Consider the following 16,878-nt stretch of genomic DNA (forward strand, 5'->3'; position numbering starts at 1 on the left):
GGTGGATACCAATGTTACAAGCGCTACTTATTTTTGTGCTTCAAATTATTTACGTTCCAATATTAACAATCCGTACGATTTTGCTTGTAAAGAATCAAACAAGATCCGCTGCTGGTGTTGGATTGTTAGAAGGAGCTATTTACATTGTCAGTTTAGGTATTGTGTTTCAAGATTTATCAAATTGGATGAACATCGTTGCCTATGTCATTGGCTTTAGTGCGGGACTGTTATTAGGCGGTTATATAGAGAATAAATTAGCAATTGGTTATATTACGTATCAAGTTAGTTTACTAGACCGTTGTAATGAATTAGTAGATGAGTTACGTCACTCTGGATTTGGCGTTACAGTATTTGAAGGCGAAGGTATTAATTCTATACGTTATCGCTTAGATATCGTCGCAAAGCGTTCTAGAGAGAAAGAGCTTTTAGAAATCATTAATGAAATTGCACCGAAAGCGTTTATGTCTTCGTATGAAATTCGCTCGTTTAAGGGTGGATATTTAACGAAGGCGATGAAGAAAAGAGCGTTAATGAAGAAGAAAGATGAACATGCATCGTAAAAAAGAGGAATAGTGATGCATTAAAAGCGTAGTATAAGTCTAAATGTAAAAGGGAGGAATCTATTTTGATGTAGATTCCTCTCTTTTTTTATGAAAAATATTCATCTGTTAATTCAAAAAAACTAAATCGTATAATTATGTTTTTTACTCATTCTCAAATTAATGATTAGCCATATAATTTGAAAAAATACCGGTATGATAAACGTGATTAATAAAACGATAAGTGATATTGATTTAATTTCAGGTGTTTGAATAACACCAGCACCATCAACCTCTCGTAACCAAATAATAGCGGCCCATATTCCAAAAACGATAATCCAAAATAGGTTACCAATCCACCAAGAAATCCATCGTTTTTTCATGTTAGCACCCCCTACATTTATCTACTGTTAAAAGTATATTTTCTTTTGTTACATTTATAATGAAACAACTTTAAAATCAGTTTTTAACTGTATATCTAACTTGTTTGAAGGTTACTATTTCTCCATCATCATCATCGTCTTTCGTTTGTAAAAGTTGAACTTTTGGTTTGTAGTCCGTCCTATGAGCGTGTTCGATATCTTTAATGTTAAGTTTGTAGGATTCACCATTTTTTAGTTTTTGTTCCAACACTTTTTTATTAGCAATATAAATAAAAGTTACTTTATTTTCATCAATGCCTTTAGTTTTAATTTCTAATTCATTGTCTTTTGCTGTGATCGTTGGTGTTAATAATTCCATACTGCCTTTCCCGCTTTCTAAAGAATTCTCTGCTATAGTTGAACATCCTGATAATATGATTCCAGTGAATAGAAGAACAAGTAATTTCTTTTTCATAACATCCCCTCCGATTCTATGTGATTTTTGATTTTGGTATTGCTAGATTACTAGTGTGGAGCGTAAATGTTTAGTTAGTACCCCCTTAATTGTACCATAATATGTAAATTAAAACAGGGTGTATATCCAATTTAAGGGAGATTGAAGAATTTACTGATTGTTGTAAATTCTTGTGTTTTAGCTTCTATTTCAATCGAAATGTAGACGAGAGAAAGAAATTTTTTTATAGAAATTACAATTTTTACATTTTACAATAATGATAGGGAATAGATGAATTCATTCACTTCGGAGGTAGTTATTTGAACATTAATGAGAAGGCAATTGAAATGTTTGAACAAAATAAATATGAGGAAGAGAATGATGAGAAAGCTCTTGAATTAATAAGAGAAGTTGTTAAGTTGAATCCTTCTTCATACTTTCCCTATAACATCTTAGGGGAAATTTATATAAAACAAAAAAAGTGGGAAGAAGCGAAGGAAGTATTACAAAAATCTATTTCGATTCAACCATCGGATGAAGCATATCATAATGTAGCTGTAGCTCATTATAAACTTGGAGAGCTGGAAAAAGCTTCGGAATTTTTTTTACGAGTTGCAGGGGATTCGGACTATATCATGTATAGCTATGTAAAATGTTTAATTGATTTAGAACGAACGACAGAAGCAAAAGAGAAGTTAGATACTTTTAACAGGGAAGCTGATAATTTTTTAGGGGAAATTAATGTAGCAGATTTATATGTTGAGTTGAATTGCTATAAAGAAGCAATTGAATGGTTCGAAAAGGGATATAAAGAATGCTGGAAAAGTCCTAATTGGATTGGTAGATTTGTGTATGCTCTATATAAAACGAATAATTTCTCCCGTATAAATGAAGTTATACGGGAATGTATCGAAGCGAAAACAGCAGAAATAGAAGATGTTCAGAATGAAGAAGTAGAAGAAAACTGGACAGAAAATGATAAGAAAGAGTTAATTGAGGAATATACAGAAGAGAATAATTGTTATAAAACAATGGTAGAACGTATCAAATCTGGATACGTTCCAGGATTAGAGTTTGAAACTGATTATATAGGGGCTTGCTATTTATTTGGTTGTAAAAGACATAATCACCTTGAATATGAAAAATAAAAAGATTTGACTGTCAAAGATGATGGTCGAATCTTTTTCGTTATAGGTCGCTTGTATTACATAGGTGTATATCCTCTTTAGAGGCCACTTTTTTTATATTCAAAATATGTAGTGAAATAAAACCAATAAGTCCTATTCCGCCAAAAATAAGCCATGGTGTATACATTCCGCTTAAGTTGGATGTAAAAGATGTACCGGTATAATTACCAATGATAAAACCAAATGCGAGTGATAGTTGATAAAATCCGAAGAAAGTGGCTGTATATGATTCATTACTGTAATTTGCAATAGTGATATCAGCGTTAGGTAATACGAGTGTTTCACCGATTGTAAATAAAATTACACAAATAAAGAGCCAATATGGGTGTTGAAATAAAGGAATGAGTAAAAAGGAAATACTCATTAATAAAACACCGTATTTAATAATTGAAAGTGTGTTGTATTTGTGGAATAATTTTCGGAATAATACCATAAATATGACGCCTGTTATCGCATTTATCGTAATAACGAGTGTAGCAAGTTGATTGCTACTACTAATGTTTTTCATATGAAGTGGAAGTGCGACAGTAAGTTGAGTAAACATAATATAGAAGAAAATCATGATAAAGGAAAACAGAAGGAAAGACTTGTTTTGTAAGATGGCCTGTATTCCTAATGTAATAGACGTGTTTTCAGTAGTGACTTGGAAGTGATTTTTAAGTAAGTAAAAGATAAAAGCGAATAACAGCATAAGTGATCCTGTTAGAGAGAAGGCATAGATTGGATCAAGTAAGAGTAAGAACCCTCCTGCAATTGGTCCGATTATTGCACCGCAATTAAAGCTAAGGTTTAAATATGTAAATAAATTTTTTCTCAAATGAGCTGGTTGTGAACCGAATATGGCGCGCGCAGCAGGTTCGTAAAATGCAGTTCCGAAGCCAATAAGTGCAGAAGAAATAGAAATTGTATAGAAATCAGAGCATATTCCTAAAGCGATAAATCCGATTCCTCTCAAAAATAAACCGGCTATCATCATAATGATATAGCCTATTTTGTCAGCAATTAACCCTGAGAATAATGGGATAACTCGTGATGTAATTGTCATAACCGTCAACACTGTTCCTACTTGGACAGCAGAAAAATGAAGAAAGGTTAATAGATAAATAGCTAAAAATGCGTATACTGCAAAATACCCAAAAGACATAAAAAATGAAGAAATAAGCATGAAACGTATCGGTGTTGAGAAACTTTTCATAGAAATCCTCCTAATTATGTAACCAGTAAAATTATTTGATGGTTAACTATTTTATACTATAATTATACATAAAGTCAGAAAAAAGTAAATTTTAAGAAGAAGGTGGATCGAATTGAATCAAAACGCTCCAAATGAACTAGAATATATTCGGGAATTTTTAAATACATGGAGAATACCAAACGATACGAGAGAGCCAATTGATTTGCTGCAAACAGAAGAAGACATAAAGCTTTTTATGAAAGAATATTTTGATGAAGAGTTTCCATTTCATACGATAGAGGAATTAAGAGGTTTTCGAGAAGATATTCGGATGACAATTGAAGGCGAAGGATCATTGCAAAAATGGTTAGAGAAATACCCATTTCATGTACATATAAAGGATGATATGAAAGGTATTACATATGAACCGGTATATGAAGAGAATGTGTATACAAAAGTGTTAAGCATTGTGTTAATGTCAATTCAAGAAAATGTATGGGGAAGGTTAAAAGCATGTCCAGATTGTCGCTGGGTATTTTATGATCATTCGCGAAATGGAAGTAAAAGATGGTGCGGTATGTATGCTGGAGAAGAAGGAGGAAGAGCATGCGGTACGATTGCGAAAGTGAAAAACTACCGGGCGAAGAGAAAAGGGCGATCTGGTTATGATATGTAATTAATATTAGAGAAAGAAAAATGGATGGGGGAATGTAGAATATGAAAGGTACGCAAATGTTAGCTTTAAATAAAAAGTGTTGGGATACAGTTGCACCTTATTTCTTTCAAGTGGATTGTTTACCTAAATATGGTCCGTATACGGCGTCTGAAGATGAGATTCGTTTGTTCGATTCAATCAGAAAGAAAAAGGTTCTTGATATTGGCTGTGGAAGTGGGCATTCGTTGCAATATATGGCGGAACAAGGGGCAGAGGAATTATGGGGGCTTGATCTTTCGAGTACACAAATTGAAATAGCGAATAAGACGTTAAAGGATTGGAATCCAAAGTTAGTATGCGGAGCAATGGAAGAAGAAGGCGATATTCCGAAAGGATATTTTGATATTGTATATTCCATTTATGCATTAGGTTGGACTTCGGATTTAAGAAAAACGTTGGAACTGATTTATTCATATGTAAAGCCAGGGGGAAGTTTTATTTTTAGTTGGGAGCACCCGGTATATTCAAACTTACAGTATGGTACGGAAGAAGTTGCTATAAAGTCTTCTTATCATGAGGAAACGCCCATTACGTTTGAAACATTTAAAGGAGAAAATGTACAAGCGACATTATATAAGAGAAAAATAAGTACATACATAAATGAGTTAAATAGAGTGGGATTTAAAATTGAGAGAATAGAAGAGCCTGAACCATCAAGCTCGTTTGATGGAGAACTAGCTGAGCCGTCTACGAAGTATTATTCTTTATATAAAGCTAGAATGGTGCCGACTACTTTTATTATTAAAGCTAGAAAGTAAAGTGTTTTTATAAAAGAAGCCTATGATTTCAAATAGATGAAATCATAGGCTTCTTTATTTTAAAAAAATGAGGTCAAAGGTGTACTTTTCTTATAAAAATGCATTTCATATAAAAGGTGTAATTATTTTGGGGAAGGGGGATTGTTGTGCGTCATCATAGAAAGTGCAAAAAATTTGGAGTGGCACTGCCTCTTCCGCTTATAGGAGCAACGGGTCCGACAGGTAATAGTGGTCCAATCGGTCCAACTGGAGGGCATGAAGGTCCTGTTGGTCCTACAGGGGTGACTGGACCGACGGGAGCAACTGGGCCCCAAGGTCCTCAAGGTATCAGGGGAATACAAGGTCCCCAAGGGACAACAGGAGCACAAGGAATACAAGGGGCTATTGGTGATACAGGAGAGCAAGGTATAACTGGTCCGACTGGTCTCCAAGGTGCTCAAGGATTAATCGGTAACCAAGGTCTAATTGGTGATATTGGAGTACAAGGATTAGAAGGAATACAAGGAGCAACGGGTCCTGCTGGTAGTCAAGGTATACAAGGCACACAAGGAATACAAGGGGAAATAGGCGAGCGAGGACAAACAGGGGCACAAGGAATGCAAGGAGAGAGAGGCATAACTGGAGTCTCGGGTGTAACTGGTCCACAAGGCCCTCAAGGTGTTCAAGGAATACAAGGAGAGCAAGGGGCTATTGGTATACAAGGAGAAGACGGCTTCCAAGGTATACAAGGAATTACTGGAGAGGAAGGCCCGCAAGGAGCTCAAGGAATACAAGGGGAAGTGGGTCCAACTGGTTCTACTGGAATGCAAGGTGCCCAAGGTGTAGTTGGAGCAGTTGGAGTACAAGGAGCACAAGGTCCTCAAGGTAACCAAGGTATAACAGGTCCAACGGGTGCAGAAGGTTCTCAAGGAATACAAGGTCCGCTGGGAGTAACTGGTCCAACTGGTGCAGAAGGTCCTAAAGGTATTCAAGGTATTCAAGGTGTGATAGGTCCAACAGGTGCACAAGGAATGGTGGGAATACAAGGGATAGCTGGTCCAGTTGGTGTTACAGGAGCGGAAGGAGCTCAAGGAGCACAAGGAATCCGAGGAGCAACCGGCCCAGCTGGAGCACAAGGAATCCAAGGCGTACAAGGAATTCAAGGGGAAACAGGAGCAGCTGGAACACAAGGTCCTCAAGGTGTTCAAGGGATACAAGGGACTACCGGATTGACAGGTACACAAGGTGCCCAAGGTCCTCAAGGAGTGCAAGGAATAATAGGACCGACTGGAGCTATCGGTTTGCAAGGTCCTCAAGGATTACAAGGAATAACGGGTCCAACAGGAGCGCAAGGAGTGCAAGGAATACAAGGTGTGCAAGGAATTATCGGTCCAACAGGTGCACAAGGAATTAGAGGCCCCCAAGGAAATACAGGGGAAATTGGTATAACAGGACCTCAAGGAGTCCAAGGAGCGCAAGGTAGTCAAGGGCCCCAAGGTCCACAAGGAAATGTTGGAATTACAGGTGCAACGGGTGAAACTGGGGCAACTGGAGCAACCGGGGCAACTGGACCACAAGGTGTGCAAGGAGTGCAAGGGATTACGGGAATACAAGGAATAACGGGAACGACAGGTAATACAGGTGCAACGGGTTCGCAAGGAATACAAGGTATACAAGGAGTTCAAGGTTTGCAAGGCCCAACTGGAGCAAGTGGGGTGACAGGTGCTAGTGGTAGTATAGGCCCAGTTGGAGCACAAGGTAGTCAGGGCCCAAGTGGCGTGGTGGGACCGACAGGAGCAACTGGTAGTGCAGGTTCAATAGGTTTCTTTGGAATAGCGGGAGCGACAGGAGCGACTGGTTTACCTAGTGGGGGCGGTTATTTCTTTTCTACTTCAACGAGTACAATTGCAGCGAATGCGTTAATACCAATTAATTCTGGATCCACTGTATATGGAACTGGTGTATCTTTAACTAGTGCTACGACAGTCACAGTAACGACGCCAGGAATATATTTAGTAAGCTACTATTTTCAAGGGGATGCAAATGGTGGGAATGAGACAGTATCTGTTAGCTTGCTATTAAATGGAACGCAACTAACAGGGAGTTTTATACAAAACGTAACGACATCAACTGTAGTAATCGAACCAGCCATTTCAAATACACTTCTTGTGAATGTGACGAGTGCCAATTCAACATTAATATTACAAAATGGCCCGTTAGGTGTAGGGCATGTGACTACTATAGCAGGTGCGATTACAGCAAGCTTAAATGTAGTGAGAATTTTATAAAGAATATAAAAAACACAAGGAATGTCTTTGTAAGACACACCTTGTGTTTTTTAATATTAAATAAACATTTTCTTTATCTTTTCGGTTGAAAAATATGCTGAAAGAAGTATTTGTGATGTAAGTTATCTACAACCTTATTTGCTTGATATGTGCGTTGTTTTTCAATTCGAAGTCTTTGCTCCATCATTTTAATTGCGTGATCAGATAAACGTAACATAATACATTCTCCTTTTCTATAAATATAGGTGACTATTTGATATCGATCCCATATTTATAATTAAGGAGGCAAAATGTGTAACATAGGCAAAAAGCACCTTCCTCTCCCATTACGCTTACGAGGTTAGCTGTCGGACTCGGGAAGTGAGAGTTTCCCTACTTAAAAAAGATTCGCCCCAAGTAGCATAGCTACAAAAATGGTTCCCCCGCTCCAAAATTTGGACTCAGCAAAAGGTTTTATAAAGTAAAAAATAACATAAAGGAGCGAACAAGTCAAATTATTTTGTGTATTCTGTCTTTTTTAATTGCGTAAGAATCATACCGTCAGGAAGTATTGTATCTGATACTGTAATGAATCCGTGTTTTTTATATAAAGTAATAGCAGGGGTATTCGCTTTACCTGTTTGTACAATGTATGCCATTGAAGAGGGAAACATGTTAAATATATAAATTAGGAGTTTCGTTGCGATTCCTTTTTGAAAAAAATTGGGCGATACAACTAACCTGTGGATATCGATTAGTTTTTCTTCTTGTACAAAAGAAATAAAACCGACAAGTTTATTTTCAGAAAAATATCCATAGAATGTTTCAACGCAATTTTGAATATCGTTTACAGTATCATATAAACGAGGTATGGCAGTACTATTTAAGTAGTCTGCTTCAACTTTATAAGCTGGAATTTGAACCTGTAAAATGGATGTTGCTACTTCAAAAGAAGTGGAATTTAACTTAAGAATCATAGACAATGAAGCCTCCTTTAAATATGGTATATGAATATAATTGCTTTATGGGTGAGTTTGACAATATTTTTCTTTTTTGCATATAATATATGTATCTCCATATGTAAAATAGTAGTAAATATATTTCTATAGTGAAATATGATTAGCAATGATAAATACATATGTTTGTATTGAATCATACAAACTATAATAGAAATGGAGGACTAAAAATGGGATGGATTATCACATTAATAGTTGGTGCTATTATAGGTGCAATTGCTAGTTCTATAACAGGTAAAAATTTCCCAGGTGGTATGTTCGGAAATATTATCGCAGGTTTATTAGGTGCTTCGTTAGGTGGTAGATTATTTGGATCCTTTGGGCCATCATTTGGTGGGATTCATGTCGTGCCGGCATTATTAGGTGCAATCGTGTTAATTCTTATTGTATCATTTGTAGTGAAAGCTGCAAGGAAATAGAGATATAGATTATGATGAAGAGCCCTGAATAAGGGCTTTTCATCATTCGAAGAGGTGGTTTCATTGGAGAAAATAAATATAAGAAAAAGAGATAAGTTAAGAAAGTTTTTTAGAGAACAAAATTATTTGGCGGTATTACTTGGATTTGCGTTATTGTTCATTAATATTTTATTGCTAACAAAAATATCATTTGTTTTTACACCGTTTATCGTATTTTTAAAAACAATTTTCTTCCCAGTACTATTAGCAGGCGTGCTATTTTATATTTTGCATCCATTCGTTTCGCTTTTAGAAAAGAAAGGTGTTTCAAGAATCGTATCGATAGCTTCCATATATTTAATCGTACTAGGATTATTTGTATTTTTAGTTGTAACGGTTATCCCTATTATTAAAGATCAAATTGATGCATTAATTGATAACTTACCGTATTTTGGCCATGAGATTGAACAAGCAGCACGTAGATTCGGGGAAAGTAATTTACTCGGTAAAATTCAGGAGAATTTAAATATTAATGTTGCGAATATGGTAAAAGAATACACAGTTGATTTTACAAAGTCATTATCATCAGTAACTGGGAATGTAACTGGATTTTTGAGTACTGTTACAGAGGTTGTTTTGACATTTGTAATGGTTCCATTTATATTGTTCTATCTTTTAAAAGATGGTGAGCAATTGCCGAATCACTTTTTAAAGTTTATTTCAGAGCAAAGACAACCAGCAGCAATGAGAATACTAGATGATATGCATTATGCGATTAGCTCGTATATTAGAGGTCAAATTATCGTCAGCTTATTTATCGGTATTATGCTATTAATTGGTTATCTTATTATTGGTATTAAATATGCGGTATTACTTGCGATTTTAGCGATGATTGTAAATATCGTTCCGTACGTAGGACCAATTATCGCGATTACACCAGCGTTAATTATCGCATTTATCGACTCGCCAGCAATGGTGTTAAAAGTAATTATCGTTATGATGGTTGTACAATTAGCAGAAGGTAAATTTATTTCTCCGCAAGTTATGGGTAAAAAGTTAGATATTCATCCGATTACTATCATTTTTATCATTTTAACTGCCGGAAACTTATTCGGGATTATGGGCATTATTTTGGCCATTCCAGGATATGCGATATTAAAAGTGTTAGTTACACACGGTTATAGATTTGTTAAGTTGAATACGTGAAAAAAAGCGCTAAAACAGTTGGAACTGTTTTAGCGCTTTTTTATTAACAATTCATTTGCATATTGGCGTGCCCATTGATCTGCTTCTAATATAGCATCTAGTGAAGGATCTTTTACGTTATGATGAGCTTCAACTGTTTTGTAAATTGTTTTTTCAATATCGAAAAAGGCAATTTCATTTTTTAAGAATAGCGCATTCGCAATTTCATTTGCTGCATTTAATACAGCGGGAGTAGTACCACCGATTTTGCCACATTCATATGCGTATTGTAGACAAGGGAACTTCTCTAAATCTGGTTTTTCAAAATGTAAACTACCGATTTCTAATAAATTTAATTTTTCATAGGAAGAAGGCAGCCGAGTAGGATAGTGAAACGCATATTGAATCGGCATTCTCATATCAGGAGCACCGAGCTGCGCCATAACTGATCCATCAATAAATTCTACTAAAGAATGAATGATACTTTCTTTATGAATCATTACATTAATTTTTTTATATGGAATATCAAATAGCCATCTCGCTTCCATTACTTCGAACCCTTTATTCATTAATGTGGCAGAATCAATCGTTAGTTTTGCGCCCATTAACCAGTTTGGGTGCTTTAAAGCATCTTTTGCTTGTAATGTTTGCATTTCATCACGTGTTTTATCACGGAAAGCACCACCGGAAGCTGTTACAATTAACTTCTCAATCTCTTTATTATTTTCTCCGTTTAAACATTGGAAAATAGCTGAATGCTCACTATCTACTGGAATTAAGCGACATCCGTTTTGTTTCGCTAGTTCAGTTACGATATGTCCAGCTGCAACCAAAGTTTCTTTATTAGCAATAGCGATATCTTTCTTCGCTTTTAATGCTTCAATTGTTGGAAGTAATCCTGAAACACCTACAACAGAGCTTAATACAAGATTTGAATCAGGGTGAGTAGCTACTGCAATTAAGCCATCAGTCCCGTGTGTGATTTTTGTATTTGCTGAAATACGCGTACGAAGCTTGTCTGCTAAGTCTTTTGTCGCAACGCTTACAATACGAGGTTGAAACGTTTTGATTTGTTGCTCAAGAAGATTGATATTATAATTTGCGGTTAAACCGACGATTTTAAAATGTTCAGGATGAGCTGAAACGACATCTAATGCAGATGTGCCGATGGATCCTGTTGAACCTAAAATTGATATATATTTTACCATGAAAAAACCTCCAAAGTTGTTTCGAATATTTCAACAAACCTATATAACATTAGACAATTGAAGTGGAAATTCCTGCTATATAAAATAGAAAATTAGGGTTTGTTTGGAAGTGAAATGTGATAAACTGTAAAAAATAACGAAAAAGCAATGAAAGAGAAGAGTACATATTCGAAACTTTTTAGAGAGCTGATGTGTGGTGGAAATCAGTAAGGGATGAATATGGAATGGGCTCTGGAGCTTCTAACTGAAATGAGTAGGTAAAGACGGTTACTTCACGTTATTGAAGTATGAAGTGAGCTAATGATAGCTAATTAAGGTGGTACCGCGGGAGTCTCTCGTCCTTTTTTAAGGATGAGGGGCTCTTTTTATTTTGAGAAAGGAGGAGTTAGTGTGAGTGAAAAAATAATGTTAACAGGAATTAAGCCGACAGGTTATCCGCATTTAGGGAATTATATTGGTGCGATTAAACCTGCATTACAAATGTCAAAGAATAATGAAGGAAAAGCATTGTACTTTATAGCTGATTATCATGCATTAAATGCTGTGCATGATTCAGAAAAGTTCAGCAGTTATACGAAAGAGGTAGCAGCTACTTGGTTATCACTTGGACTTGGTGAAGATGTTGTTTTTTATCGGCAAACAGAAGTACCGGAAATTCTAGAATTAGCTTGGATTTTAGCTTGCCTAACTCCGAAAGGTCTTATGAACCGTGCTCATGCGTATAAAGCGAAGGTGGAGCAAAATAAAGAAGCAGGGTTAGAGGTCGATGCGGGAGTGAACATGGGGTTATATACGTACCCGATCTTAATGGCAGCCGACATATTACTATTTCAAGCTACACATGTACCTGTCGGAAAAGACCAAATTCAACATATTGAAATCGCGCGTGATATTGCGACGTATTTTAATCATACATTTGGCACGACATTTACACTACCGGAGTATGTCATACAAGAAGAAGGAGCTATTTTACCTGGTCTTGATGGAAGGAAGATGAGTAAAAGTTACGGAAATGTAATCCCATTATTTGCAGAGCAAGAAAAACTTCGAAAGTTAATATTTAAAATCAAAACAGACTCTTCACTTCCAAATGAACCGAAAGAATTAGAAACATTATTTATGATATATAAAGAGTTTGCGACAGAAGACGAAGTACAGTCATTACGTGAAAAATATGAGACTGGAATCGGATGGGGCGATGTGAAAAAAGAGTTGTTTCGCGTTGTAGATCGTGAGTTAGCTGGACCTCGTGAAAAGTACGCAATGTATATGAATGAGCCGGATTTATTATATGAAGCATTAGAAAACGGTGCTGAGAAGGCACGCGCTATTGCGAAGGTAAATTTAGCGGAAATTAAAAAACGGATTGGATTTGAGAGGGAACGTTAAGCGTTCCCTTATTTTTTTAGATAATCTGTAATAATCTTCTCGATAACAGGAGGAAGATTATTAGGTAATTCATCAAGTGAAAAGAAGCGTAGTTCTTTCGATTCCGTATGGTCGCATACAAGCTCACCGTGGAATTCGCGGCAAATATAAACAACGAGTACACCGTGTACTTGATCGCCATTTGGATAGATTTGAAAGAAATCTGGTCCTGAGTATGTACGGAATAGTTCTGGATTTTTAATAATAAGTCCAGTTTCTTCAAACACTTCTCGTTTTAAAGCATCTTCTAACGTTTCGTTATATTCTAAGGCACCGCCAATAATGCCCCAGCGGTTAAAATCTGTACGGAGCTGCAGCAATGCTTCATCTTTTTCATTTACTATAATGGCGTGTGATCCTATTAGAATAAGTGGATGATTTCCTACTAGATTTCTCATATCTTCAATATAACCCATGTCATTGCTCCTTGTATTTAATAATAGTTAGGAAGTTCTTTTAACATTCTTTCTGTTTTACGTGCTGTAAAGGCTAAGTTATGGTCATCTTTCGTTCTGAAAAATAATGTGCGTAAAAAGGTTTTAATATTGGCACATAAAATACAATACTCATTAAGCGAAAGGCGTTTTCTAATTTGAGGAAGCCTTTTTATTTTTTTATGAATAATAGAAATTAAATCGTTCTGAGGAAAATCATGATACAGCATTGCTAGTAATGGAGTAACAATGCGTTCATCTTCGTTATTATGAAAAAGGTCAGATGGAATAAAGATTTTATTTAATAAACAATGAATTAATTCTTCGTACCATTCAAAAGTTGTATACGTATTATGAACAATTTCAGTAAAGGCATCAGATACATGAGCAAGACAATGAGCCCATCCTTTATTTTCAATATAGCCCCGAAAATCCGTTTCTAAGTTTGTGTATGTAATGAGTTTATTTTTTATTTCTTCGATATCCTCCTCTGTACAAAAGTAGTGCGAATTAGCGAATTGGAGTATTAACGCAATTAACGAAACAGTGTAAGAACGTGTGAAAACCCCATCTGTATGTGGGGAGTAAATGTCACAATATAAATACTCATCACTTAAACAAGTTTGCAGAAGTAATTTCAGCTGATCGTCCATAAGGAATTCATGATGAATGAAATGCGCAAAACATTTATATATAAGTTGGTAACGAACGTAGCTATCAGTCGTTCCGATATACTGAAGCATGTTCAAAGTTAACTCATTTACGTCTATATGTTGCAGTTGCGTGTAGTCATTTTGTTGTATAAGCTCTAACTGTTGTTGCAATGCTGTAATATCCAATGGAGAACCTCCTCCGCACTTTAAAGATGCGATCTTTTCTAGTATTCTATATATTCAAGGACAATCCTGCTCATGCAAGGAGAACGATTAGAAATTCGAGTATGATATAGATGAGGGAAGAATATGACGACGATAGAACAGTTAGAAAAACATTTTAAAATAAGAAGAAGTGCTTCTTCTATTATGATAAAAGAAAATAATGCAGAGGTTTTTACAGAAGAGCAATTAGAAGAGATGGTGCAATATTACGTTGCTGAAGCTGAAAAAGATGGATTAGAAAAACTACATTTTGAAATCTCTTCAAAAAGTCCAAATTATGATGTGTATAAAAAATGTTTTGAAACGTATTCATTTGAATATGTTACTGAAAACATGATTGTATTTAAAGATATATATGAAGTAGAAGATGTAGAAAGTGAAATTGATTTTAAGCTTATTGAAGAAGTTGGAGAAGAGGCTTTTTATTCACTGTGGAATGAAGCAACGGGAGAACCAGTCGCTCATGATCAATTTGTGCATATGATGCTAGAAGAAATTGGTGAGCAGTGGAAAGAACATTGTTTAATAGCGAGTGTAGGTGAAGAGCTGATAGGAATTGTAATTCCACATATTGAAAGAGGTGCGTTAGAAGAAGGGAAACTTATGTACTTCGCAGTTACTCCAAATATGCGTAATAAGGGATATGAAGCTGCGTTATTTGCAGGTGCGATGTTTGTCTTAAAGGAAATAGGTGCATCTTATTATATTGGTGAGACAAATATACAAAATGAGTGGATGAAGGATGTTTTTGAAAAGAACGGATGTCAGTTGTTTAGTTCAACTGAGAGATATGTGAGAAAGTTTTAGGAGGATGAATGATGTATACTCTCGAACTCGTATAGCGGGAGGGGACTATATATGTTAAAGCAATCCATGCATTCATTCGTGTTATTGTATCCAAATGTATTGTTAGAAGGCTGGAATGTTGAAAAAGTTTCAGAACGTTATGAAGGTGAAAAGTGGGGAACTTTTTGGTTTCAGGTTGTTACTCCAACTGGGATGTTTCGAGTAAAGGAATTTTTTCTCGATATAATGGAACCAGTATTTCCGGATAGCTGTATTTCTCAAGCAAAAGGAGATTGTTTTCAATATAAAGGGCTTGTGTATTGGAAAGGTGTAAATTATAAAGGAAAAGAAAGTTACGTTACATCTATATGGAAAACACAAGTTGAAATTTCTGTTGATCATGGATATGTAAACCAAGACGAAATGGAACGATTTCTATTTGAATTACAACCAGTAAATATGGAGCTTGGGAAAACGATATTACATACATCATTTCACTTATTAAGCTTTCAAGCGAAGAGAAGTGAAATGGATGAGATAGGAAGATGTAGAGAGTGGAATGCTCCAGATGACGTATCCTATGTAAATTTGTTAATTCATGAAAAACTAAATTGGAAACTTGAATCGGTCGGTTTCGGAAATGACGAAACGCAGTATGTATACTGGGACGAAGTTAATAAACTATATGCACTTTGGGTTTGTAGACATAAAAACAAAGCGTATTATCCTATTTCTTCATGGACAATGAACTATGGCCCAAAACAAATTATAAACGGGTTAGAGTTTTATTCGCACCCTAATCGCGGAACAGTTGTATACGAAGATTTAGGTAATGAACAAATCGCATACGTATTTCGCGGTAATCCATGTACAAATTTTGAACAAGTAAAAGAACTTTTTGCCTGTTTGTAAGATAAAAAGAAAAATGAGAACGACAAAGTAGATATTTGTATAATACAATAGAGTGAGATTCGATTATAAGAGAAAGCGTTGGTGAAAGAATGGAGCAGCAAAGAAATTGGCTACAAGCAACTGTAGAAAGAATTGAAGATAATACGTTACAAATAAAGTGGGAAAATAATATAGAAGAAGTTCGTATTTATTGGAGTACTTCACCAGATCATATTGAAGAAAATGGAGAACTACTTGCAACTGTAAATGGAGGATTATCATATACAATTGAAAACCCGAGTGAAAATGAACGTCCATATTTTAGACTAGTAGGAAGTAATGGACAAGCAGTGACAGTAGCTGAGCGTAGATTGCCATTACAAGGTGCGTTTAACTTCCGTGATATGGGTGGATATGAAACGACAGATGGACGTAAAGTGAAATGGGGCAAATTATACCGTTCTGAAGAATTAGCAGGACTAACAGAGTGGGATATCGACTATTTACAAAAGTCTGGTTTAAAGTTAATTTGTGACTATCGTACAGACTTTGAGGTAAAGCATAAGCCAAATCCTGAGATTACAGGTGCTCGTCAAGTGTGCTTACCAGTTATGCAAGACTTAGCGAAAGACTTAAATATAAATGAGTTTTTCCAAGTTGGTGACCTTTCTATGTTAGGAAAACCAGGTGAGTATCTTGTGAAAATGAATCAAGATTTCGTAAGTGGTAACGAGGCATTCGTGAGCTTCTTAAACTTAGCGCAAAACCCGGAAAACTTACCGTTAGTAAACCACTGTACAGCTGGAAAAGATCGTACTGGATTTGGTTCAGCATTATTACTACTTTTACTAGGTGTACCAGAAAAAACAGTAATGGAAGACTACTTACTAAGTAACGGATTCCGTGAAAAGCTAAATGAAAAAATGATGGCCTTTTTAGGTGCGAAATTACAAAACGATGAGAGCAGAGTGATATTAGGTGCAATGTTTGAAGCACGTGCTGAATACTTGCAAGCTGCGATTGGTGAAATTCAAAAGCAATACGAATCAGTTGAAGCATACGCTGAAAGGGCTCTTGGCTTTACGAAAGAGTCGTTAGAGGAAATGAAAGAGTTATTACTAGAAGACTAATAAGTAAAAGGAGGCTGAGCGGATTAGCCTCCTTTTACTTATAGCGTAGTTGAAAATAGAAGATAATGGTGTATTCAATAAAGAGCAGG

The 16,878-nt window shown here is 35.8% G+C and carries 19 protein-coding genes, 1 riboswitch and 1 other annotated feature; of the genes, 11 read left to right on the plus strand and 8 right to left on the minus strand.

Annotated elements, in window-relative coordinates; all coding sequences use genetic code 11:
• The first annotated feature begins 11 nt into the window (after positions 1-11).
• The gene (locus ACTFN4_RS12770; protein WP_000938438.1) at positions 12-560 is read left to right on the plus strand and encodes a DUF2179 domain-containing protein; all 549 of its coding nucleotides are present in this window, start codon (positions 12-14) and stop codon (positions 558-560) included.
• Between the two features lie 122 nt (positions 561-682).
• Here ACTFN4_RS12770 and ACTFN4_RS12775 read toward each other — a convergent pair whose 3' ends face one another.
• Together ACTFN4_RS12775 and ACTFN4_RS12780 are read right to left on the minus strand one after the other, a co-directional pair.
• Complete coding sequence (locus ACTFN4_RS12775) at positions 683-922, minus strand: DUF3923 family protein (RefSeq protein WP_000747696.1); 240 nt, start codon at positions 920-922, stop codon at positions 683-685.
• A 76-nt stretch (positions 923-998) separates the two neighbouring features.
• Positions 999-1,376: a hypothetical protein gene (locus ACTFN4_RS12780; RefSeq protein ID WP_439962371.1), complete on the minus strand. Its 378-nt coding sequence runs from the start codon at positions 1,374-1,376 to the stop codon at positions 999-1,001.
• Positions 1,377-1,702: 326 nt separating this feature from the next.
• Between ACTFN4_RS12780 and ACTFN4_RS12785 the strand changes: the two genes are divergently transcribed.
• The gene (locus ACTFN4_RS12785) at positions 1,703-2,503 is read left to right on the plus strand and encodes a tetratricopeptide repeat protein (protein WP_439962488.1); all 801 of its coding nucleotides are present in this window, start codon (positions 1,703-1,705) and stop codon (positions 2,501-2,503) included.
• Between the two features lie 40 nt (positions 2,504-2,543).
• On the opposite strand, the gene ACTFN4_RS12790 is transcribed toward ACTFN4_RS12785, so the two are convergent.
• The gene (locus ACTFN4_RS12790; RefSeq protein WP_000834867.1) at positions 2,544-3,737 is read right to left on the minus strand and encodes an MDR family MFS transporter; all 1,194 of its coding nucleotides are present in this window, start codon (positions 3,735-3,737) and stop codon (positions 2,544-2,546) included.
• 112 nt (positions 3,738-3,849) lie between these two features.
• On the opposite strand from ACTFN4_RS12790, the gene ACTFN4_RS12795 reads away from it, so the two are divergent.
• The 3 genes from ACTFN4_RS12795 (at position 3,850) to ACTFN4_RS12805 (ending at position 7,456) form a co-directional block, all read left to right on the plus strand.
• Positions 3,850-4,392 carry a CGNR zinc finger domain-containing protein gene (locus ACTFN4_RS12795; protein ID WP_001072930.1) on the plus strand — a complete coding sequence of 181 codons (543 nt, stop codon included), beginning with the start codon at positions 3,850-3,852 and terminating at the stop codon, positions 4,390-4,392.
• Between the two features lie 41 nt (positions 4,393-4,433).
• Positions 4,434-5,189, plus strand: coding sequence for a class I SAM-dependent methyltransferase (locus tag ACTFN4_RS12800; protein ID WP_000679198.1), 756 nt, complete (start codon positions 4,434-4,436; stop codon positions 5,187-5,189).
• A 146-nt stretch (positions 5,190-5,335) separates the two neighbouring features.
• Entirely contained in the window at positions 5,336-7,456 is a 2,121-nt protein-coding gene (locus tag ACTFN4_RS12805) for a collagen-like protein (protein WP_439962372.1), read from the plus strand.
• Between the two features lie 73 nt (positions 7,457-7,529).
• On the opposite strand, the gene ACTFN4_RS12810 is transcribed toward ACTFN4_RS12805, so the two are convergent.
• Together ACTFN4_RS12810 and ACTFN4_RS12815 are read right to left on the minus strand one after the other, a co-directional pair.
• Complete coding sequence (locus ACTFN4_RS12810) at positions 7,530-7,673, minus strand: hypothetical protein (RefSeq protein ID WP_000945243.1); 144 nt, start codon at positions 7,671-7,673, stop codon at positions 7,530-7,532.
• 96 nt (positions 7,674-7,769) lie between these two features.
• A riboswitch (cyclic di-AMP (ydaO/yuaA leader) is annotated at positions 7,770-7,912 on the minus strand.
• A gap of 38 nt (positions 7,913-7,950) precedes the next feature.
• Positions 7,951-8,412 carry a GNAT family N-acetyltransferase gene (locus tag ACTFN4_RS12815; RefSeq protein ID WP_000601230.1) on the minus strand — a complete coding sequence of 154 codons (462 nt, stop codon included), beginning with the start codon at positions 8,410-8,412 and terminating at the stop codon, positions 7,951-7,953.
• Between the two features lie 209 nt (positions 8,413-8,621).
• Between ACTFN4_RS12815 and ACTFN4_RS12820 the strand changes: the two genes are divergently transcribed.
• Entirely contained in the window at positions 8,622-8,870 is a 249-nt protein-coding gene (locus ACTFN4_RS12820; protein WP_000539733.1) for a GlsB/YeaQ/YmgE family stress response membrane protein, read from the plus strand.
• 63 nt (positions 8,871-8,933) lie between these two features.
• On the plus strand, positions 8,934-10,055 hold the full coding sequence (locus tag ACTFN4_RS12825; protein ID WP_000411484.1) for an AI-2E family transporter: 1,122 nt from the start codon (positions 8,934-8,936) through the stop codon (positions 10,053-10,055).
• A 29-nt stretch (positions 10,056-10,084) separates the two neighbouring features.
• On the opposite strand, the gene ACTFN4_RS12830 is transcribed toward ACTFN4_RS12825, so the two are convergent.
• Positions 10,085-11,242 (minus strand): 1-deoxy-D-xylulose-5-phosphate reductoisomerase, encoded by a 1,158-nt coding sequence (locus ACTFN4_RS12830; RefSeq protein WP_439962373.1) that lies wholly within the window; start codon positions 11,240-11,242, stop codon positions 10,085-10,087.
• Positions 11,243-11,380: 138 nt separating this feature from the next.
• Positions 11,381-11,588 (plus strand) — a binding site (T-box leader).
• Between the two features lie 44 nt (positions 11,589-11,632).
• Here ACTFN4_RS12830 and ACTFN4_RS12835 point away from each other — a divergent pair.
• On the plus strand, positions 11,633-12,631 hold the full coding sequence (locus tag ACTFN4_RS12835) for a tryptophan--tRNA ligase (RefSeq protein ID WP_089171467.1): 999 nt from the start codon (positions 11,633-11,635) through the stop codon (positions 12,629-12,631).
• 8 nt (positions 12,632-12,639) lie between these two features.
• Here the strand turns inward: ACTFN4_RS12835 and ACTFN4_RS12840 are convergent, their stop codons facing one another.
• Together ACTFN4_RS12840 and ACTFN4_RS12845 are read right to left on the minus strand one after the other, a co-directional pair.
• The gene (locus tag ACTFN4_RS12840) at positions 12,640-13,086 is read right to left on the minus strand and encodes an NUDIX hydrolase (protein WP_439962374.1); all 447 of its coding nucleotides are present in this window, start codon (positions 13,084-13,086) and stop codon (positions 12,640-12,642) included.
• Positions 13,087-13,103: 17 nt separating this feature from the next.
• Positions 13,104-13,943 carry a DUF2785 domain-containing protein gene (locus ACTFN4_RS12845; RefSeq protein ID WP_000355451.1) on the minus strand — a complete coding sequence of 280 codons (840 nt, stop codon included), beginning with the start codon at positions 13,941-13,943 and terminating at the stop codon, positions 13,104-13,106.
• Positions 13,944-14,066: 123 nt separating this feature from the next.
• Here ACTFN4_RS12845 and ACTFN4_RS12850 point away from each other — a divergent pair, with 123 nt between their 5' ends.
• The 3 genes from ACTFN4_RS12850 to ACTFN4_RS12860 all read left to right on the plus strand — a co-directional run bounded on the left by ACTFN4_RS12850 (position 14,067) and on the right by ACTFN4_RS12860 (position 16,789).
• The gene (locus ACTFN4_RS12850) at positions 14,067-14,789 is read left to right on the plus strand and encodes a GNAT family N-acetyltransferase (protein WP_439962375.1); all 723 of its coding nucleotides are present in this window, start codon (positions 14,067-14,069) and stop codon (positions 14,787-14,789) included.
• A gap of 51 nt (positions 14,790-14,840) precedes the next feature.
• A complete protein-coding gene (locus tag ACTFN4_RS12855) occupies positions 14,841-15,680 on the plus strand; it encodes a hypothetical protein (RefSeq protein WP_439962376.1) in 840 nt (279 codons plus the stop codon).
• 89 nt (positions 15,681-15,769) lie between these two features.
• Positions 15,770-16,789, plus strand: coding sequence for a tyrosine-protein phosphatase (locus ACTFN4_RS12860; RefSeq protein WP_439962378.1), 1,020 nt, complete (start codon positions 15,770-15,772; stop codon positions 16,787-16,789).
• Positions 16,790-16,878 lie beyond the last annotated feature (89 nt).

It is taken from the genome of Bacillus cereus group sp. MYBK95-2, from assembly GCF_051915225.1.
GTDB classification, from domain to species: domain Bacteria; phylum Bacillota; class Bacilli; order Bacillales; family Bacillaceae_G; genus Bacillus_A; species Bacillus_A cereus.